This is a genomic window from Rhodococcus sp. 077-4, from assembly GCF_047782425.1.
Lineage (GTDB): Bacteria > Actinomycetota > Actinomycetes > Mycobacteriales > Mycobacteriaceae > Rhodococcoides.
The window spans coordinates 545,813-562,690 of the sequence record NZ_JAJPWC010000001.1; the positions used below are offsets into that span (position 1 = coordinate 545,813).

At 63.8% G+C, this 16,878-nt stretch carries 21 protein-coding genes and 1 pseudogene; 13 read left to right on the forward strand and 9 right to left on the reverse strand.

Translation table 11 applies throughout. The features are described from left to right. The first annotated feature begins 44 nt into the window (after positions 1-44). Genes ACNEOT_RS02675 through ACNEOT_RS02705 form a run of 7 tightly spaced genes read left to right on the forward strand, consistent with a single transcriptional unit; the run spans position 45 to position 6,631 of the window. Positions 45-557 (forward strand): GNAT family N-acetyltransferase, encoded by a 513-nt coding sequence (locus tag ACNEOT_RS02675; RefSeq protein WP_415971904.1) that lies wholly within the window; start codon positions 45-47, stop codon positions 555-557. 26 nt (positions 558-583) lie between these two features. Further along, a complete protein-coding gene (locus ACNEOT_RS02680) occupies positions 584-1,462 on the forward strand; it encodes a hypothetical protein (protein WP_415971906.1) in 879 nt (292 codons plus the stop codon). Then, positions 1,459-3,645: a heavy metal translocating P-type ATPase gene (locus ACNEOT_RS02685; protein ID WP_415971907.1), complete on the forward strand. Its 2,187-nt coding sequence runs from the start codon at positions 1,459-1,461 to the stop codon at positions 3,643-3,645. The genes ACNEOT_RS02680 and ACNEOT_RS02685 overlap by 4 nt, the downstream gene beginning before the upstream one ends. 43 nt (positions 3,646-3,688) lie before the next feature. After that, complete coding sequence (locus ACNEOT_RS02690; RefSeq protein WP_415971909.1) at positions 3,689-3,922, forward strand: RNA-binding S4 domain-containing protein; 234 nt, start codon at positions 3,689-3,691, stop codon at positions 3,920-3,922. Beyond that, the gene (locus tag ACNEOT_RS02695) at positions 3,919-4,656 is read left to right on the forward strand and encodes a class I SAM-dependent methyltransferase (RefSeq protein WP_415971910.1); all 738 of its coding nucleotides are present in this window, start codon (positions 3,919-3,921) and stop codon (positions 4,654-4,656) included. Before ACNEOT_RS02690 ends, ACNEOT_RS02695 begins: the two co-directional genes overlap by 4 nt. Continuing rightward, entirely contained in the window at positions 4,653-6,170 is a 1,518-nt protein-coding gene (locus ACNEOT_RS02700) for an FAD-dependent oxidoreductase (RefSeq protein WP_415971912.1), read from the forward strand. Before ACNEOT_RS02695 ends, ACNEOT_RS02700 begins: the two co-directional genes overlap by 4 nt. Before the next feature lie 5 nt (positions 6,171-6,175). Then, positions 6,176-6,631 carry a GNAT family N-acetyltransferase gene (locus ACNEOT_RS02705; protein ID WP_415971914.1) on the forward strand — a complete coding sequence of 152 codons (456 nt, stop codon included), beginning with the start codon at positions 6,176-6,178 and terminating at the stop codon, positions 6,629-6,631. A 276-nt stretch (positions 6,632-6,907) separates the two neighbouring features. On the opposite strand, the gene ACNEOT_RS02710 is transcribed toward ACNEOT_RS02705, so the two are convergent. Then, positions 6,908-7,357, reverse strand: coding sequence for an Hsp20/alpha crystallin family protein (locus tag ACNEOT_RS02710; RefSeq protein ID WP_415971916.1), 450 nt, complete (start codon positions 7,355-7,357; stop codon positions 6,908-6,910). Positions 7,358-7,585: 228 nt separating this feature from the next. Here ACNEOT_RS02710 and ACNEOT_RS02715 point away from each other — a divergent pair, with 228 nt between their 5' ends. Both ACNEOT_RS02715 and ACNEOT_RS02720 read left to right on the forward strand, forming a co-directional pair. Then, positions 7,586-7,933, forward strand: a complete 348-nt coding sequence (locus tag ACNEOT_RS02715) for an ArsR/SmtB family transcription factor (RefSeq protein WP_415971917.1) — start codon at positions 7,586-7,588, stop codon at positions 7,931-7,933. 6 nt (positions 7,934-7,939) lie between these two features. Next, entirely contained in the window at positions 7,940-8,407 is a 468-nt protein-coding gene (locus ACNEOT_RS02720) for an SRPBCC family protein (RefSeq protein WP_415971918.1), read from the forward strand. Positions 8,408-8,411: 4 nt separating this feature from the next. Here the strand turns inward: ACNEOT_RS02720 and ACNEOT_RS02725 are convergent, their stop codons facing one another. The 4 genes from ACNEOT_RS02725 to ACNEOT_RS02740 form a co-directional block, all read right to left on the reverse strand. Further along, entirely contained in the window at positions 8,412-8,816 is a 405-nt protein-coding gene (locus ACNEOT_RS02725) for a VOC family protein (protein WP_415971920.1), read from the reverse strand. Next, entirely contained in the window at positions 8,817-9,836 is a 1,020-nt protein-coding gene (locus ACNEOT_RS02730; protein ID WP_415971922.1) for a DUF5914 domain-containing protein, read from the reverse strand. A gap of 150 nt (positions 9,837-9,986) precedes the next feature. Continuing rightward, positions 9,987-10,298 carry an AzlD domain-containing protein gene (locus ACNEOT_RS02735; protein ID WP_415971923.1) on the reverse strand — a complete coding sequence of 104 codons (312 nt, stop codon included), beginning with the start codon at positions 10,296-10,298 and terminating at the stop codon, positions 9,987-9,989. After that, positions 10,295-10,993: an AzlC family ABC transporter permease gene (locus tag ACNEOT_RS02740; RefSeq protein ID WP_415971925.1), complete on the reverse strand. Its 699-nt coding sequence runs from the start codon at positions 10,991-10,993 to the stop codon at positions 10,295-10,297. The genes ACNEOT_RS02735 and ACNEOT_RS02740 overlap by 4 nt, the downstream gene beginning before the upstream one ends. Positions 10,994-11,059: 66 nt before the next feature. On the opposite strand from ACNEOT_RS02740, the gene ACNEOT_RS02745 reads away from it, so the two are divergent. After that, positions 11,060-11,617 carry a helix-turn-helix domain-containing protein gene (locus ACNEOT_RS02745; protein WP_415971927.1) on the forward strand — a complete coding sequence of 186 codons (558 nt, stop codon included), beginning with the start codon at positions 11,060-11,062 and terminating at the stop codon, positions 11,615-11,617. Between the two features lie 161 nt (positions 11,618-11,778). Here ACNEOT_RS02745 and ACNEOT_RS02750 read toward each other — a convergent pair whose 3' ends face one another. The 4 genes and pseudogenes from ACNEOT_RS02750 to ACNEOT_RS02765 all read right to left on the reverse strand — a co-directional run bounded on the left by ACNEOT_RS02750 (position 11,779) and on the right by ACNEOT_RS02765 (position 13,784). Next, positions 11,779-11,937, reverse strand: coding sequence for a response regulator transcription factor (locus tag ACNEOT_RS02750; protein WP_415973628.1), 159 nt, complete (start codon positions 11,935-11,937; stop codon positions 11,779-11,781). Position 11,938: 1 nt separating this feature from the next. Continuing rightward, positions 11,939-12,250: pseudogene (locus tag ACNEOT_RS02755) on the reverse strand (ATP-binding cassette domain-containing protein); the annotation flags it as partial. A gap of 325 nt (positions 12,251-12,575) precedes the next feature. Continuing rightward, positions 12,576-12,962 (reverse strand): hypothetical protein, encoded by a 387-nt coding sequence (locus ACNEOT_RS02760; RefSeq protein ID WP_415971929.1) that lies wholly within the window; start codon positions 12,960-12,962, stop codon positions 12,576-12,578. Positions 12,963-12,989: 27 nt separating this feature from the next. Next, positions 12,990-13,784, reverse strand: coding sequence for a DUF3558 family protein (locus ACNEOT_RS02765; RefSeq protein WP_415971931.1), 795 nt, complete (start codon positions 13,782-13,784; stop codon positions 12,990-12,992). On the opposite strand from ACNEOT_RS02765, the gene ACNEOT_RS02770 reads away from it, so the two are divergent. The 3 genes from ACNEOT_RS02770 to ACNEOT_RS02780 are packed head-to-tail and all read left to right on the forward strand — an operon-like array spanning position 13,731 to position 16,878. Then, positions 13,731-14,483, forward strand: a complete 753-nt coding sequence (locus ACNEOT_RS02770; RefSeq protein WP_415971933.1) for an ABC transporter ATP-binding protein — start codon at positions 13,731-13,733, stop codon at positions 14,481-14,483. The two genes, ACNEOT_RS02765 and ACNEOT_RS02770, sit on opposite strands and share 54 nt — an antisense overlap. Next, complete coding sequence (locus ACNEOT_RS02775; protein WP_415971934.1) at positions 14,483-16,381, forward strand: ABC transporter permease; 1,899 nt, start codon at positions 14,483-14,485, stop codon at positions 16,379-16,381. The genes ACNEOT_RS02770 and ACNEOT_RS02775 overlap by 1 nt, the downstream gene beginning before the upstream one ends. Before the next feature lie 56 nt (positions 16,382-16,437). Beyond that, positions 16,438-16,878, forward strand: coding sequence for an FtsX-like permease family protein (locus tag ACNEOT_RS02780; RefSeq protein WP_415971935.1), 441 nt, complete (start codon positions 16,438-16,440; stop codon positions 16,876-16,878).

Sequence of the window (16,878 nt, forward strand, 5' to 3'; positions counted from 1 at the left end):
CTGGGTCGTTCGCGTTACAAATCGCATCACTTACCGTCGTGCGCATGGCCTTCCACAATCGAATGACATCGACGGTATTCGTCCTGACCGACGGATCGAGGTGCCTCGTGCGTGAGGCAGTGGCCTCGGACGTCGAGTCGATCGTGGCTCTGCTGGTCGACGACCCGCTGGGCGCAACGCGCGAATCCTCCGACGACATTGCCGCATACCGCGCTGCGTTCGAGGATATCTCGTCGGATCCTCGAAACCTGCAGGTCGTGGTGGTGCACGAAGACATTGTGGTGGCGACGCTTCAGTCGACGGTCATTCCGGGGCTGGCTCGCGCAGGTGCTCTGCGCGCTCAGATCGAGGGCGTTCGGGTCGCCGCGGCCTGGCGTGGTCGAGGACTCGGGGCGGCGTTGATCGGGTGGGCGGTTGCCGCGGCCGAGCGTCAGGGCTGCGCGTTGGTGCAGTTGACGTCCGATGCCAGCCGGGTCGACGCCCAACGCTTCTACACCCGTCTCGGCTTCACTGCCTCGCACGTCGGGTTCAAGAAGCAATTAGGAACTACCACCTAGATACCCTGGGGGGGTAGGGTAGGGATATGAAGTCAGGACGGCCGGAACTCGACGCACCCACCAAACTCGTCGGATTTTTCGTCGGGATCGCTTTTCTGTTCCTGGCGGCACTGTTCGTCGGCGACAAGATCGGTCCCGACGCGCAGGCGACCGTGGCCACTCCGCACGGCGGTCACGCCACGCATGACGAGACGGCCGAGGTTCCCGCGGGGCTGCAAGCGACGCAGGACGGATACGCCCTCGAGCTGGAGCAATCCGTCGTCGAATCGGGCCCGACCGCGGCGGTGAACTTCACCATCCGGGGACCGGACGGGGCACCGCTCACGAATTTCGACGACATGCACACCAAGGACTTGCACCTCATCGTCGTTCGACGCGATCTGACCGAATTCCAACACGTACATCCGACGCGGAACGCGTCGGGAACATGGTCGACGGCTCTCGATCTCACCCGGCCCGGACCGTACCGCCTGTTCACCGACTTCACCCCGGCCGGCGGCGAGAACATCACCCTGGGAGCGGAGCTGACCGTTCCCGGCGACTATCGCCCGCAGCCCCCGAGTACACCGAATGTGACATCGAGGGTCGACGGCTACACCGTCACGCTGGCCGGCGCAGTGACTGCGGGCGAGAACTCCATCGTCTCTCTGACGATCGAGCAGAACGGACGCGAGGTCACCGACCTCGAGCCGTACCTCGGCGCATATGGACACCTGGTGGCCCTCCGTGCCGACGACCTCGCCTACCTGCACGTTCACCCCGAGGACGGGCCACCCGGCCCGACGGTCGACTTCGGCGTCGACGCGCCGACCGCGGGAACATATGCGCTCTATCTCGACTTCCAGCACGGGGGCGTCGTGCACACGGCCGCATTCATCATCGAGGTACAGGAGGGACAGGCATGAGCCAGGAAACCGAACTGATCCTCGGCGGCATGACGTGTGCGTCGTGCGCCAACCGAATCGAACGAAAGCTCAACAAGCTCGACGGGGTCTCGGCGACGGTCAACTACGCCACCGAGAAGGCCCGCGTCACCAGTGACGGCGTGGCCACCGAGGACTTGATCGCGGCAGTCGAAGCCGCTGGATACACAGCCACTCTGCCCGCCGCCGAACCCACGGTCGAGCCTGCCATTGATCCGCTGAAGCAGCGGTTGATCGTCTCGGCGGTGCTCAGCGTGCCGGTGATCGCGATGGCAATGATTCCGGCGTTGCAGTTCACCAACTGGCAGTGGCTGTCGTTGACTCTCGCTGCGCCCGTGGTCGTGTGGGGCGCGTTGCCGTTCCACCGCGCGGCATGGACCAATCTGCGGCACGGCACGTCGACCATGGACACCCTCGTCAGCATGGGAACCCTTGCTGCGCTGGGTTGGTCGCTGTATGCGCTGTTCTTCGGTACCGCCGGAACACCCGGTATGACGCATCCGTTCGAGTTCACGATCGCGCGAACGGACGGGGCCGGCAACATCTACCTCGAGGCCGCGGCGGGCGTGACCACCTTCATCCTGGCCGGACGGTGGTTCGAGAGCCGATCCAAGCGTCAGGCCGGTGCTGCGCTACGCGCGCTGATGGACCTCGGTGCCAAGACCGTAGCCGTACTGAAAGACGGAGAGGAACAACAGATTCCGATCGAGCAGTTGACCGTCGGTGATCTGTTCGTCGTCCGTCCGGGCGAGAAAGTCGCCACCGACGGCACCGTCGAGAGCGGCTCCTCGGCTGTCGACCGCTCGATGCTGACGGGCGAATCGGTGCCCGTTGAGGTCGGCGTCGGCGACGCGGTGGTCGGTGCGACGCTCAACGTCGGAGGCCGAATCACCGTGCAGGCGAGACGAATCGGCGCGGATACTCAGCTCGCGCAGATGGCGAAGGCCGTCGAGGACGCGCAGACCGGCAAGGCCCAGGCGCAGCGGCTGGCCGATCGGATCTCGGGAATCTTCGTGCCGATCGTCATCGCGATCTCTGTCGCAACACTCGGATTCTGGCTCGGTGCAGGCAGTTCTGCGGCCGGCGCGTTCACGGCTGCGGTCGCAGTGCTCATCATCGCCTGCCCGTGCGCGCTGGGATTGGCCACACCGACCGCGCTGATGGTCGGCACCGGACGGGCTGCGCAGCTCGGAATCCTGATCAAGGGCCCGGAGATTCTCGAATCCACCCGCCGCGTCGATACCGTCGTACTCGACAAGACCGGAACCGTCACCACCGGCGAGATGACACTGCGTTCGGTACACGTGGCCGACGGCGAGGACGAGGGCGTGGTCCGAGCCGTGGCGGCGTCGTTGGAATCGGGTTCGGAACATCCCATCGCGCGTGCGATTGCGGGGTCGACCTACACCATGAAAGTCGAAGAGTTCACCAACCTGGAGGGACTGGGCGTGCAGGGCGTCGTGGACGGTCGCGCCGCGGTCATCGGGCGTCGCTCGCTCTTGGCCGACTGGTCGATGCCGCTGCCCGCGAATCTCGCCGACGCCTTCGAGGCCGCCGAACGTCAGGGACGCACGGCCGTCGCGCTCGGCTGGGACGGCATTGCCCGCGGGGTGCTGGTGGTCGCCGATTCGGTGAAGCCGAGCTCGAAGCAGGCCGTCGCGGAACTGCGGGCGCTCGGCCTCACTCCCGTCATGCTGACCGGCGACAACGAGGCCGCCGCTCGCACGATCGCCACCGAGGTGGGAATCGAGAAGGTCATTGCCGGCGTACTGCCGTCGGGCAAGGTCGATGCCGTCCGTGAACTGCAGGCGTCGGGCAAGGTCGTGGCGATGGTCGGAGATGGTGTCAACGACGCGGCCGCGCTGGCCACGGCCGATCTGGGGCTTGCGATGGGAACGGGCACCGATGTGGCGATCGAGGCCAGCGACCTGACGCTGGTGCGTGGTGATCTGCGGGCCGTCGGCGATGCCATTCGGCTCTCGAGGCGCACGCTGAGCACCATCAAGGGCAACCTGTTCTGGGCCTTCGCGTACAACGTCGCTGCCGTACCGCTGGCTGCTGCGGGCCTGCTCAACCCCATGCTCGCGGGTGCTGCGATGGCTCTGTCCTCGGTGTTCGTGGTGAGCAACAGTCTGCGATTGCGCAGGTTCCGTTCCTCGATGTGACTCGTTGGTAGCAGCGAACGGCTTGCTAGTACAGGATGGAGACATGTCCGACGCACACGATGTCCCCATCCGCGACGAATCGATTCGATTGGGTCAATTTCTCAAGCTCGCCAACCTCATCGAATCCGGTGCCGAAGCCAAAGGCGTGATCGCCGACGGCCTGGTCAGTGTCAACGGGGATGTCGATCTGCGGCGCGGACGGCAGTTGCAACACGGTGATGTCGTATCGGTCCAGGGTGGGCCCTCGGCCCGCGTGAGCAAGGAAGAGGCACTGTGAAGGTCGGTAAGAGCGGGCTGCCGCGAAACGAAGTTCCCGGGGCATTCGATGTCGGCGCGAAGGCGTACGACCGACTCGTCGGAGCGAACCCCGGCTACCACGAGCACCTGGTCAAGTCCGCGCAGCGGTTGCGCATCCCCGATCTCGGCGCTGGGTTGCGTCTTCTCGATATCGGCTGTGGCACAGGCGCTTCGACCGCCGCACTGCTCGAGGCAGCTCCGCACGCCGAGATCGTCGCGGCCGATGCGTCCGCAGAAATGCTCGAGGTCGCGCGGAGCAAGGACTGGCCGGCGAACGTCACGTTCGTGCATTCCCGTGTGGAGGACCTGGCCGTCAACGGGGTCGACGGACCGTTCGACGCAATCCTCGCCGCCTACCTGATACGAAACGTCGACGATCCAGACGCCGAACTCAAATCGCTTCTGGCCCTGCTACGTCCGGGCTCCACCATTGCGTTCCACGAGTACTCGGTACACGATTCTCTTCGCGCCAGGATCTCGTGGAACGTGGTGAGCTGGGGCATCATCATTCCGCTCGGTTGGCTCGCGACCCGTGACGCGACGTTGTACCGGCACCTGTGGCGCAGCGTCGTGACGTTCGACGGTGCATCGGCCTTCATGCGCCGGATGCAGCGCGCCGGCTACAGCGGCGTGGCCCGAGAAACGATGACCGGATGGCAGAACGGTGTGGTGCACACGTTCCTGGGCTCTCGTCCTGCGGAGGAAGAACGTTGACCGACTCCAAAAAGGTCACCCACGCTGCGGCGCAGGGATATTCCGATGCCGGGCAGCTGGCGGACGTTCCGCATGTAGTGGTGGTCGGCGGTGGTATCGCAGGTCTGAGCGCCGCCACAGCGTTGGCCGAGCGCGGGGTGAAGGTCCATCTGGTGGAGCGGGAGAGCTACCTCGGTGGCCGTGTCGGCGGATGGAACACGACGCTGGAGGACGGCTCGCCCGCGACCATGAGCCGCGGCTTCCACGCGTTCTTTCGGCAGTACTACAACCTGCGAAACCTGCTGCGTCGCACCGATCCCGAGTTGGCCAGGTTGCGCCCGGTCGACGACTATCCACTGATCGACGGCGACGGCAGGATCGATGGATTCAAAGGTCTGCCGGATACTCCGCCGCTGAACGCATTCGCGTTCGTCAAGCGCAGTCCGACGTTCCGGTGGAAGGACCTCACCGACCTCAACGGAATTGCCGCTCTGCCCCTGATGACGGTGAGTGTGCCGAAGACGTTCGAGGAGCTCGACACCACCCCGGCCGCAGAGTTTCTCCGCAACATCAACTTTCCCGAGGCAGCACGGCACCTGGCGTTCGGCGTGTTCTCTCGGAGCTTCTTCGCCGATCCCGAGAAGATGTCCGCCGCCGAGCTGGCGATGATGTTTCACATCTACTTCCTCGGATCCTCCGAAGGGCTGATCTTCGACGTTCCGCGTGACCCGTACCCGCAAGCGCTGTGGAACCCGTTGGGGGAGTACCTCACCGGACTCGGCGTCGACATCAGGACATCCACTCCGTGCGGTGAGATCACCCGCGGTGGACTGCGGAAGTTCCGCGTCGACGCAGGTGGCGTCATCGATGCCGACGCGGTGGTACTCGCCACCGATATCGCCGGTCTGCAGCGGGTGCTCGAGCAGTCACCCGAGATCGGGACGCCCGAGTGGCGCAATCAGGTTGCGGCGCTGCAGAACACACCGCCATTCTTGGTGCACAGGGTATGGCTGAGCAAGGCCGTCAACGCAGACCGGCCCGCCTTCATCGGCACCGGTGGCATGCCGCCGATCGACAACATCAGCGTGCTCGAACGATTCGAGGACGAAGCGGCGCAATGGGCTGCCCGCACCGGCGGCTCCGTCGTCGAACTGCACGCCTACGCCGCCGAGGAATCCGAGGAGGTCACGCGCGCGCAGTTGATGGATCGAATGCACGAGATCTATCCGGAAACCGCCGACGCAGACGTGATCGCCGAACGATCCGAATGGCGCGACGACTGCCCGATGTTCGGCCTCGGCGCATTCGCCGAACGCCCCACCGTCCGTACCCCCGAGCCCGCTCTTGTTCTTGCGGGCGACGGCATTCGCATCGATCTGCCGGTGGCACTGATGGAACGCGCAGCGACCACCGGGCTGCAGGCTGCGAACACTCTCCTGGCGAGTTGGGGAATCACCGGTCACGACATCGAAACAGTGCCGACGAGTGGACGATTCAAGATGTTCGACGCCATCGAGAGACTCATGAACAGGTGAGTGGCGTGAGCATCGAGGTCGACGATCTGTCGCGTCCGGCCGTGCACGCTTTGCTCACCGAGCATCTCGTCGACATGCATGCCACCTCACCTGCCGAGAGCGTGCACGCCCTGGATCTCTCGGGTCTGCGTGGGCCGGGCATCAGTGTGTGGACGGCTTGGCAGGCAGACGCATTGATGGGTATCGTTGCGCTCAATAATCTTTCACCCGATCATGCTGAGCTGAAGTCGATGCGGACCTCGGCGTCGGCGCGAGGACGAGGAGTGGCGTCGAGTCTGCTCGAGCACGCAGTCGGCAACGCGAGGCAGCGTGGGTTCGCGAGGATCAGTCTGGAAACGGGAACCCAGGACTACTTCGCTGCCGCCCGCAGACTGTACATGCGGCACGGGTTCGTCGAGTGTCCGCCGTTCGGTGACTACGTGGTCGATCCGTCGAGTGCCTTCTTTTCGTTGACCCTGTAGAGCTTTCGCTGATGAGGGCCGGTGCCGAGTGCTCGGTGCCGGCCCTCATCGTCAGGCTGCGTGTTGTGTGTGCGGGTAAAGGTCGTCGTCGAGAGGCTCGGCTCGACACTGATCGAGCAGGTCTGCCGTCGAGCATTCCCCGCTGTTCGTGTCGACACCTACCACCGTGCGCCACCAGCGCTCACGGGCCGTCGATTCCGTCCACACCACTGCCTCGGATTGCATAGTGCATCACCTCGATCGTGCTCGTGCCGAATTGGTCCTGTGCGTCTCGAATCAGGTCGTCCCCTGCTCGATGGACGTCTGCTCGCCGGTGAGCTCGCGGTGCGCAATGTCCACCTTGCGCGGCTTCGCGCGTTCTGCGAGGGGGATGGTGATCGACAGGACGCCGTTGTCGTACGACGCGGAGATGCGCTCGGTATCGACACCGTCACCGAGGGAGACCTGGCGGCGGAACGTCCCGGCGAATCTCTCCGAGGTAATCCACTGCACACCAGTGCTTTCCGGTGCAGAGCGATGGGCGGTGAGCGTCAAGGTGCCGCGATCGACGTCGACATCGATCGAGCCCGGGTCGACACCCGGCAGGTCGGCACTGAGTACGTAAAGATCGTCGACCTTGTACAGGTCCATCGGCATGAATCGCGGGGCGCGGTCCGAACCGGAAGAGGCACCCAGCATCGCCGAGGTGAGGGAATCGACATCACGGAACGGATCGAAACGAAGCACAGCAACCACCTCCTGTACCCAGATGCGCTCGCCCCTGTGGCGAGTCGCTCCTCAACTGTGCAGAACAGAATTTAGCACTCTCGGCTGTCGAGTGCCAAGGGTGATTTTGTGCATTTCGGAGATTTTCAAGAGCCAATAGTGCTGTGCTGCAGCGGTGGTCGCGCTCGGGCGCAGCTTCTCCAATACTTAGCCCTTGCGCTAAGTATGGTGCGAGCGATAGTGTGCCTTATGGCTCAGTATTCGACGGTTCTCGACGACGTGTTCCAGGCACTGGCCGACCCGACCCGGCGAGCTGTGTTGAGCCGCTTGGGGTCCGGATCGGCCACGGTAGGGGAACTGGCCGAGCCATTCGACATGACCCTGCCGTCGTTCATGAAACACATTCACCTGCTCGAGCGCAGTGGCTGGATCCGTACCCGAAAGGTCGGCCGAGTGAGAGCGTGCACGCTCGAGCGAACCAACCTGGAGGCGGCCGATCACTGGCTCGACGAGCAACGGTCCATCTGGGAATCCCGAACGGACCGCCTCGAACACTTCGTCACCCAATCGGACCTCGAGTCCCACGAAAGAGAGTGAACACCAATGACTTCGATGGATCCTTCTCTCGACCTGACCATCTCCCGCGTCATCGCGGCACCCCGCGCATCGGTGTGGAGCGCATGGATCGACCCCTCGAAGTTCGAGAAGTGGTGGATCCCCGCGCCCGCGCTGTGCCGTGTGGACGGCTGGGACCCGACACCCGGCGGAGCCTTTCGAACCTCGATCAGTGAATCCGGTGGCGAATTCGCGCCGCACATCGACGGATGCTTCCTCGCCGTCGACGAGCGTGAGCGCATCGTGTTCACCAACTCACTCGTCGAAGGCTGGAGGCCAGCCCCTCAGCTGTTCATGACCGCAGTGATCACTTTCTCCGACCACCCCGACGGAACCAACTACCAGGCACACGTGATGCACCGGAACGAAGAAGACCGAAAAATGCACGAGGAGAACGGCTTCCACGATGGTTGGGGAACCGTCATCGCACAACTGGCCGGGTTCGTCGAAAGTTAGGTAGTCACAGGTCCCACGTCGTGCGGAAGCCCGATTCGGCCGAGCGGTCCACCAGTTCGACGTGTGCGCCGATGCTGTCGATCCGGTGATAACTGAACGGCCGGCCCAGCGGACAGGCGTCGAACACAGTCGATCCGACGCCGGCCAACGCGGTGCGGTCGAGATCCATGTTCTCGGACCAGAACCCGAGGTGATGGAAACGTGGGCCTGCTGTGCTGTCCCACGGGCTGCCCGGTGGTCCCTCGATCAGCTCGAAATGTGGAGCGTCGGCGGAGAACACGATGCGATACGTCCAGTCGCCCAGCGTGCCCGTTCGTGGCTGACGCCAACGCGCACCGGCCGTCGCCGACAGGTCCGACATCGCTGCGTCGAGATCCTGCACGGCGAAGCACACGTGATAGAGCTCCACTCAGGCCCGGCCTGTCGAGCGGAGTTCGTAACGGCGTTCGGCGTAGTCGAGATCGTCCTTCCACAGTCGTGCCGCGGTGAAGTTCATCGCGGGCCGCAGGAGACCGGATGCTTTGCGGGCCATCTGAAATCCTGGACGATCCGAGCTGGCGATCGTGGCCTCGATGACGGCGGTACGTGGGGTGCCGTCGGCGGCCGGGGCCAGTGGCGTCGCATGCGTTTCGACGACGCTTCCCGCTCCCTCGCCGTCGAGGATGCGCATCACGATGGTGCGGGGGCCGGGGCACACGAACTCGGCCCGCACCGGCACTCCGATGCCGCGACTGACGCGAAATGTCACGTCGACCAAGAAGCGATCGTCTTCCTCGGGGACATCGATCTCGGTGGGCGCGCTGACTACTTTCAGTCTCGCGAACGAGTACGGGTGGAACCACGCACCGTGCCAGGGATCGAGGCGATTGGCGATGATGTCGTCGGGCTCGCACTTGCCGACAAGGGTGACCACGCCGGCGATGGCGGTCGAGGCGGGTGGCCGAATCGGGACCACGGGTACGGGCGTCGGCTCTTCGCCGCCGAGCTCGTCAAGCCGAACCCACACCAGAACCCCGTCGTCGAATGCCGGAAGCGGACGCCAACCGGCCTTGCCCTTCGGCCCGAGGGCGAGACCGTGCCAGCGACAAACCAACGCATCGCACTCGATTTTTGCGGTATCCAGTGCCGCCCCGAGATGCGGGCATGCCCCGGGACCGATGTGCACCTTGCCGGCGGAGTCGCGCCAGGCAACCAGTTCGGTGGTCCCCACGTAACGGCCGAACGGCTTGTCGGCCTTGACGTCGCGACTGGCGGCGAACACGAACCAATTGCCCGAGGTGCGCGTCTTGGCACGCTTCAAAGCGGACTCGATGACCTGCGGATTCGCACCCTTCCACGTGGGCTCCTGCTTGGCCCAGGACTCGGACGGCAGCGGCTGTAGTGGCATCGTCTTCGGCCAGCGTCGTCGTACTGCATCCAGCGCGGTCATGATGGCTCCCCACATTCGACAATTACGTTCGCCGTCCATTGTTCCCGGTGATGGGTGTTGCTCGCTCGTATGTACTCAATGTGACGTTCAGTGGCCTTTTCGGGGGTCAATGTCACATCGAGTGGACTGGTCGGGCGTCGGCGCGCCGTATCAGGCGATTCCGAACCGGCGCAGGGCAGCGGTGGTTGCGGCGGCGGCGATCACGATCACCACGAAGGGCGCTTTTCGCCAGGCGAGGATTCCGGCGACGGTGACGCCGATGGGGGCGGCGAAGCCCGCGAAGTCCTTGCCCACGAGGAGGGTCGAGGTGGCGATGAGTGCGACGAATACGACGGCGACCGAGGTGGCCATGACGCGGTCGATGCGTGGCGAGATGGTGATTCGCGAGCGCAGTGCGGGGCCGACGAGTCGGAGGGCGAAGGTTCCGACGGCCAGCGCGATCAGTGGAATCGTGAGGTTCATGCGCGTTCTTTCTGCGCTGCGGGCGCCGTGGAGAGCAGGGCGGGCACCACGGCGATCAGGGAGAGGAGCACCGGAAGTCCACTCGGCAGAACCATCGACGCGATCAGGGCGATACCGGCTCCCACGAGGGCGGCGTTGCGGGTGGCTCGGTCTCGGAGTGCGGGCATGATGAGGCCCAACAGGATGGCGGGAAATGCTGCGTCGAGCCCGAGTGCGGCGGTGTCGGTGATCGCGCCACCGCCCAGTGTGCCGATCGCGACTCCGATGTTCCAGGTGAGGAACAGTCCGATTCCGCACAGCCAGAACGCTGTTCGACGGCTCGCTTCGTCTTCCTCGGCGAGGCTGAATGCGACTGCCTCGTCGGTGATCAGGTGGGTACCCAGCAATCTCTTCAGTGGCGACACGTTCTGGAAGACGGAGCCGATGGAGAAGCCGAGAGGCACGAGTCGGGTGTTGGCGAGCAACGCGCTCGCCACGGCGGCGATGGGATTGCCGCCGACGGCCAGGATTCCCACGAAGATGAATTGGGAGGAGCCCGCGAAGACCACGAGCGACATCACCACCGGTAGCCACAGGGGCAGGTCGGCGGCGACGGTGATCGCACCGAACGAGGCTCCGACGAGGGCGTCGGCCAGACAGACCAACGCGATGTCGCGGATGTTGACCCCTCGAAGGGTTCGCCATGTCGAACGCATGATCGTTATAGTGGACGATGCTAAGCTGTTCGTCAAATCAAACGAACGTACCGATGGAGTGAACGAATGGCGGATACCGGTCCACCGATAGCTGCCATCGCTGCCGCTCTTCAGCAGGAGCGACGACGCGTTGGCCTGTCTCTCGCGGAAGTTGCGCGTCGGGCAGGAATCGCGAAGTCGACACTCTCGCAACTCGAGTCGGGTACAGGCAATCCCAGCCTCGAAACCCTGTGGGCGCTGAGCGTCACCCTGGACGTACCGTTCTCCAGATTGGTGGAGCCGGCGAAGCAATCGATCCGGCTGATTCGCGCGGGGGAGGGGCCGAGGTTCGCGTCGGACAGAGCGGATTACATGGCGACGCTGCTGGCGTCGTCTCCACCGAACGCGCGACGCGACATCTACCTGATCACCGCCGATGTCGGCGAGCCCCGGCGGTCGGATCCTCACTCGCCCGGTGTCGTCGAACATGTGGTGCTGTGCGCCGGCCGAGCAATGGTGGGTCCGACGGGTGATGCCGTCGAACTGGCTCCCGGTGACTACGTCGCTTACTCCGGCGACATGCCGCACATCTTCGAGGCGTTGGAGCCGAACACCATGGCTGTGCTGCTTTCCGAACACAGCTGACCTGCGGGGGAATAGTCCGCGGGCACTCCTCGTTGGACTCTTTCGACGGCGTTCGCTTGGCAAGCCCCGGGCCTCACCCCATTTGTCGCTTCGAGCGACCACTCGCCGAGAGGCGTTTGCAGCGGACGTCGTCCCTCAACTTTTCCTACGTGCGTTTACAGTCAACCGTTTTCGCGCGCGGTTCGTATTGCCTCGAGCCGACTGCTCGACCCCAATTTGGTGATGGTGCTCGAAAGATAGTTCCGGACGGTTCCGGTACTGAGGAACAGGCGTTCGCCGATTTGCCTGGTGGACAACCCCTCCTCGACGAGTCGCAGCACGTCGAGTTCGCGATCGCGCAACGGGTTCGGTCCGGCGCGCAGGGCTTCGGCGGCCAGTGCCGAGCACCTTGATGGTGCCGCCGTCCGGTTCGGTGAGTCCGAGGATCATGTCGATCGTCGTGCTTTTTCCTGCGCCGTTCGGTCCGAGAAACGCCACGACCTGCCCGCGGGGAATCGAGAAGTCCAGTTCGCGAACGGCGCGAAACGTCGATCCCGTCGAGTCGCCGAACGACTTGTGGACACCGGAGGCGCGCACCGCGAGTGCTGCATCTGTGCCCACCGCCTCGGCGCGAGTTGAATTCTGCGTGATCATCGGCAATTCCCTTCGCTCTTCGTCATCGATCCTCAGCCGTATTTTTTCGGGCCAGATCAGACTTTTCACGCGACGAAAGCGCAGGTCAACGGGAATTCGAAGGTCGTTTCGAGCGTCACCAAGAACTGTTGACAAGTGTCATATGCATTGCCCAACCAGTGTCACGTCCGTGCCTGGATGCTGGCGGCGGGATCGACGCCCTCGGTGGTAAACCACACCGCGTGCGCGGGGCGTGAATTGATGCGGAGGGCGTGAATCCTCGTAGGGTCGAGTGTGGGGAACGACCTACGCGAGGTCGGATTCCATCGGAAAGTGTTGCGTTGCTCTAGTTCCCTGGAATGAGCGCAGTGATGTTCGCGGAGGTCTGCTCGTCGGTGGCGGTCGTCTCGTCGAAGTAGCGACGAAAAAGCATCCGCATCGATTCGATGACGTCGATGTGCTGCTGAAGAATCTTGTCGAGAGACCGATCAGTGCCGGTGGCCAGGCGCAGGAATTTGGCTTGTAAATCCTGGGCAGACTTGAGGTCGCCCCAGGATTTGACCTCGGTCAACAGGGTTGCTTGAGCTTGCATCTTGGCGAGGTGTACGAGGTAGGCAGCGCATGCCGCGTCGCATTTCGCGGCGACGTCGGGGGGAATGGTGATGGTGCCGGCGTCTGCCTGGGCGTTGAGGTCCTGCCAATGTGCGATGAGGTCCGGCCTGGCTTCGGTCACGGTTTCTGCGTCTTTCAGTCGATGGATTTAGCTGGGGAGTTCTGAGTCGAGCCCTGCGACCAGGGAGTTCAGCTCCACGCACGGTGCGTACAGCGGGTTTTGGACCAGCGCACTGGTGATGATTGTGGCTCTGATCAATTCAGGCCCGGCTGCGAAAGCGACACCGCAGTTTCGGGACGCGTCAGCAGACAGTTGTTGGTACTGGGTGGCGTCACGCGTTCCCACTCGAACGGGTTGGAGTCGGTCGAAGTAACTCGGATCGTCGATGTAATCGATGCTCTCCAGTCCGACGAGTATCGAGAAGAAGTACTCACTGCTCGGACGTTGCGTCTCCCAGCTGCAGATCTTGAATCCGTTTTGATCTCTTCCGAAGACCCCAGACTCTTTAGTAGCGACGTTCAATCCGGCTCGCTCGATTGCCTCGTCGGGGATGGTGCATGGATCCCAAGGCGTCGGTGTGGAACTCGAGGTACCGGTCGCACTCGATATCGTCTCGGCAAGTGCATCACCATCGGTGGCGCTAGAGCAGCCTGCGAACAGCAGAAGTGCCGCAGTTGCCGGTATCCATCGACTCGCCCTACCCATTGCCCTCACCCATTTCTCGCGAACGTCTACGTTCTTGGACGCAGGACGGGCCTCGTCGGTTCCCGAACTTCCGCCTCGACCACGGTCAGCCGAGTTTGCGTCGGGCGAGGTAGGGCTGGCCCCCGAATATTGTGTAGTGCGCACGTCACTGTGTGGCGGTCGGAAAGCGGCTTCGATGACTGTATGACTCGAAGGCAAGCAGTTGCGATCCAACTGAACAACGTGCGCAAGGTGCATGGCGAAGACACTCGTGCGGTTACAGCTCTCGACGGCGTATCGATGGACTTCGAGCGGGGGAGTTTCACCGCGATTATGGGGCCGTCGGGTTCTGGCAAGTCGACGCTCCTGCATTGCGCAGCGGGCCTCGATCGCCCCACCAGCGGCAGTGTCACACTTGCCGGCTCCGACATAGCAGCCTTGGGCGAGAAGGCGCGGACCGAATTGCGTCGACGGCACGTGGGATTCGTTTTCCAGGCTATCAATCTGGTGGGCTCGCTGACCGCGGCGCAAAACGTCGAATTGCCGGCGCGATTCGCCGGTCGCCGCGTTCCAGCGCACGAGGTGACGGCAGCGCTGGCCGAAGTAGGGCTCGAGGACCGCGCGGCGCATCGTCCCGCTGAGATGTCCGGAGGTCAACAGCAACGTGTTGCGCTGGCGCGTGCTCTGATCACCGGCCCGGATGTGCTTTTCGCGGACGAACCGACCGGTGCCTTGGACACTCGTGCTTCGAAAGATGTTCTGTCACTGATGCGATCGCTCGTCGATGATCAACACCAGACCACTGTGATGGTCACCCATGACCCGCTCGCCGCCTCGTACGCGGACAGGGCGATCTTCTTGAAGGACGGTCGCATCGTCGACTCGCTGGAGATCGAACGCGGACGCCCGGAGAACGCTGCTGTCATCGCGGCCCGGATGACCGGACTGGAGAAGTGATGCTCGCTCTGGCCAACCTTCGCACGCAGTGGCGCAGCCTCCTGGCCGCGGTGTTGGCCACCACGTTCGGAGCCGCCTTGATCAGCGCCGCACTCATCGTCTACGACTCCTCACGCCCGGTGGTACAGCCGCGGCTCGAGGGTGCAGCCGTCCTTGTGCTACCTGCGCAGGCCGAGAACGAGTTCGGTAAAGAAGCCGACTTCATTCCATGGAGCGCAAGCCGCGCTCGGCAGATTGCCGACGATCTCGGCACCGTGCCTGGAGCGCAGGCTGTTGTCATCGACAGGTCGTTCTACGCCCAGCCGTTCATCGACGGTGCGCCGGTCTTCGACGAGGGAGCAAAGGAAGCCGGACACGGATGGTCGAGTACGCAGCTGACGCCGCAGCAGCTGACATCCGGTGTAGCGCCGGCACATTCTGGCCAGGTCGTGGTTCCTCATTCGTTGGGAATCGATGCCGGTCAATCGGTCTCGGTCAACCTTGCGGCAGGGTTGACCACTTTCACTGTGTCGGGAACATCTGCGGGATCGGGCCTCTACTTCACAGATGACGTTGCAGCACAGCTGAATCCCGGTGTACGCGCTATCGGCATCGTAGCGGCGCCCGACGCAGCAGTCGAGGAACTCGCCATGACGGCCAAAGAGCGGCTCGGTGATCGGGGCCGGGTTGCTACCGGTGCCGATCGCGCTGCTCTGGAGCCCGAGTTCGTCTCGCACCGACGGAACTTGGGAAGTCAGCTCATCGTCGCGATGTCCGTACTGGGCTTGTTCACGACTGTCTTCGTTGTCGGATCGACACTCGCGCTGGCGACGTCCGAACGCCGGCGTGAGATCGGGTTGCTCAGGACTGTCGGCGCTTCATCGGGACAAGTTCGGCGCATGGTACTCGGTGAGGCAGCCGCGATCGGTCTCGTCGGTGGCCTGGTCGGTGCCGCGTTCGGCGTCGCCGCAGCTCCGGCACTTCGGACGCTGCTGTTGATGCTCGACGTTCAACCTCCGGACTTCACTATTCGTATCTCGTTGTGGCCCTTGGCCATCACCGTAGGTCTTGGAGTTGTCGTCGCAGTGTCCGGAGCCTGGGCGGCCGCCAGAACCGCCACCAAGGTCGCTCCCATCGAAGCGCTGCTCGCCGCTGCAGTAGAACGACGTCCGATGACGACGACACGTTGGATCGCCGGACTTGTCGCGCTCATCGGAGGTGTGGGTGCGACGGTGTTGACGGCGACCACAGGATCCGACAGCAGAATGGCCACCGCAATGGGTGCAGCGATGCTGTTGATTCTCGCTGCGTCGCTGCTCGTACCGGTGCTGATCGGGCCGATCGCAAGCATTGTGACGTGGCCTCTTGTTCGTCGATCCCATTCGGCAGCAACGATGCTCGTCAGAGCGGAACTAGCCACCAGTACGCGTCGTGCAGCTGCTACCGCTGCCCCGGTCATTGCTGCCGTCGGCTTTGCGGTGTTGCTGAGCGGAATGGTGCAGACAATGGCCGCGGCATATCCGGCCGAGCAGACCGAGCAATTGCGCGGCCTTGCGCTCGTGACGTCCGATGGGACGGCGGGGCTCAGCGACCAGGTCGTAGCCGAAACAGTTGCCGGCGCAGCTGGAACGCGAGCAGGTCTGCCGACCCGAGTATTCGTGTCGGGTGCGAAGGGGGAAGTGACTGTCGTGGACGCGGTGGGCAGCCTCGACGAGCGGTACGCCGCACCCGGTCAGGCGGTGCTCGACGAGCCGACGGCGAAGTTGTTCGGGGTCGAAGCCGGTCAGGCGGTGTCGGTTACGTTCCTGGACGGCAACTCCGAGTCAGTGGTGGTGTCGCAAGTGCTTCCACTCGACCCGCTCGTGGGTCGTTCGTGTTGCCTCGCGCATCGGTTCGCAGTCATGATCCATCCGCACTGACCGATATCGTCTTCCTGCCGGAAAGTCAGGCACCGACACAGCTGACCGCTGGTGCAATGGTCGAGGATGCCCACAGCTTTGCGCTGCAGGACTATATGGTCGACGCGCGCCTCACCAATTGGCTTGCGACGGTGTTGATTGCGATGACGGTGGGATACAGCGGTCTCGCGATAGCGAACAGCATGGCAATGTCGGCGTCCCGTCGCGGGCCAGACATCGCTGCCCTGAAAGGATCCGGGGGCACTGACCGCCAACTGCTGGCGATGGCGGTCGGTGAGACTGCCATCGTTGTGGCAATCGGTTCTGTACTCGGCCTGATCGTCACGGTGCCGCCGCTGTATGGCATGGCGGCCGGCTTGTCGCAGGTGACGGGAACCGAGGTTGGCCTGCATGTCGCCTGGCCCACTGTGTTGTCGGTGGTCGCAGGCTGTTCGGCTCTCGCTTTGGCGGCGACGGTGGCAGTGACCCGACGGGTGCTTCGGGAACGGACCGAGTAA

Excerpts from the sequence above, each read along its gene's own strand:
- ACNEOT_RS02740 (WP_415971925.1), bottom strand. The coding sequence starts at position 10,993 with ATGCGTTCGACATGGCGAACCCTTCGAGGGGTCAACATCCGCGACATC.
- ACNEOT_RS02775 (WP_415971934.1), top strand. The coding sequence starts at position 14,483 with ATGCTCGCTCTGGCCAACCTTCGCACGCAGTGGCGCAGCCTCCTGGCC.
- ACNEOT_RS02780 (WP_415971935.1), top strand. The coding sequence starts at position 16,438 with ATGGTCGAGGATGCCCACAGCTTTGCGCTGCAGGACTATATGGTCGAC.
- ACNEOT_RS02745 (WP_415971927.1), top strand. The coding sequence starts at position 11,060 with ATGGCGGATACCGGTCCACCGATAGCTGCCATCGCTGCCGCTCTTCAG.
- ACNEOT_RS02720 (WP_415971918.1), top strand. The coding sequence starts at position 7,940 with ATGACTTCGATGGATCCTTCTCTCGACCTGACCATCTCCCGCGTCATC.
- ACNEOT_RS02690 (WP_415971909.1), top strand. The coding sequence starts at position 3,689 with ATGTCCGACGCACACGATGTCCCCATCCGCGACGAATCGATTCGATTG.
- ACNEOT_RS02685 (WP_415971907.1), top strand. The coding sequence starts at position 1,459 with ATGAGCCAGGAAACCGAACTGATCCTCGGCGGCATGACGTGTGCGTCG.
- ACNEOT_RS02765 (WP_415971931.1), bottom strand. The coding sequence starts at position 13,784 with ATGCACCTTGCGCACGTTGTTCAGTTGGATCGCAACTGCTTGCCTTCG.
- ACNEOT_RS02680 (WP_415971906.1), top strand. The coding sequence starts at position 584 with ATGAAGTCAGGACGGCCGGAACTCGACGCACCCACCAAACTCGTCGGA.
- ACNEOT_RS02770 (WP_415971933.1), top strand. The coding sequence starts at position 13,731 with ATGACTCGAAGGCAAGCAGTTGCGATCCAACTGAACAACGTGCGCAAG.
- ACNEOT_RS02735 (WP_415971923.1), bottom strand. The coding sequence starts at position 10,298 with ATGAACCTCACGATTCCACTGATCGCGCTGGCCGTCGGAACCTTCGCC.
- ACNEOT_RS02715 (WP_415971917.1), top strand. The coding sequence starts at position 7,586 with ATGGCTCAGTATTCGACGGTTCTCGACGACGTGTTCCAGGCACTGGCC.
- ACNEOT_RS02675 (WP_415971904.1), top strand. The coding sequence starts at position 45 with ATGGCCTTCCACAATCGAATGACATCGACGGTATTCGTCCTGACCGAC.
- ACNEOT_RS02730 (WP_415971922.1), bottom strand. The coding sequence starts at position 9,836 with ATGACCGCGCTGGATGCAGTACGACGACGCTGGCCGAAGACGATGCCA.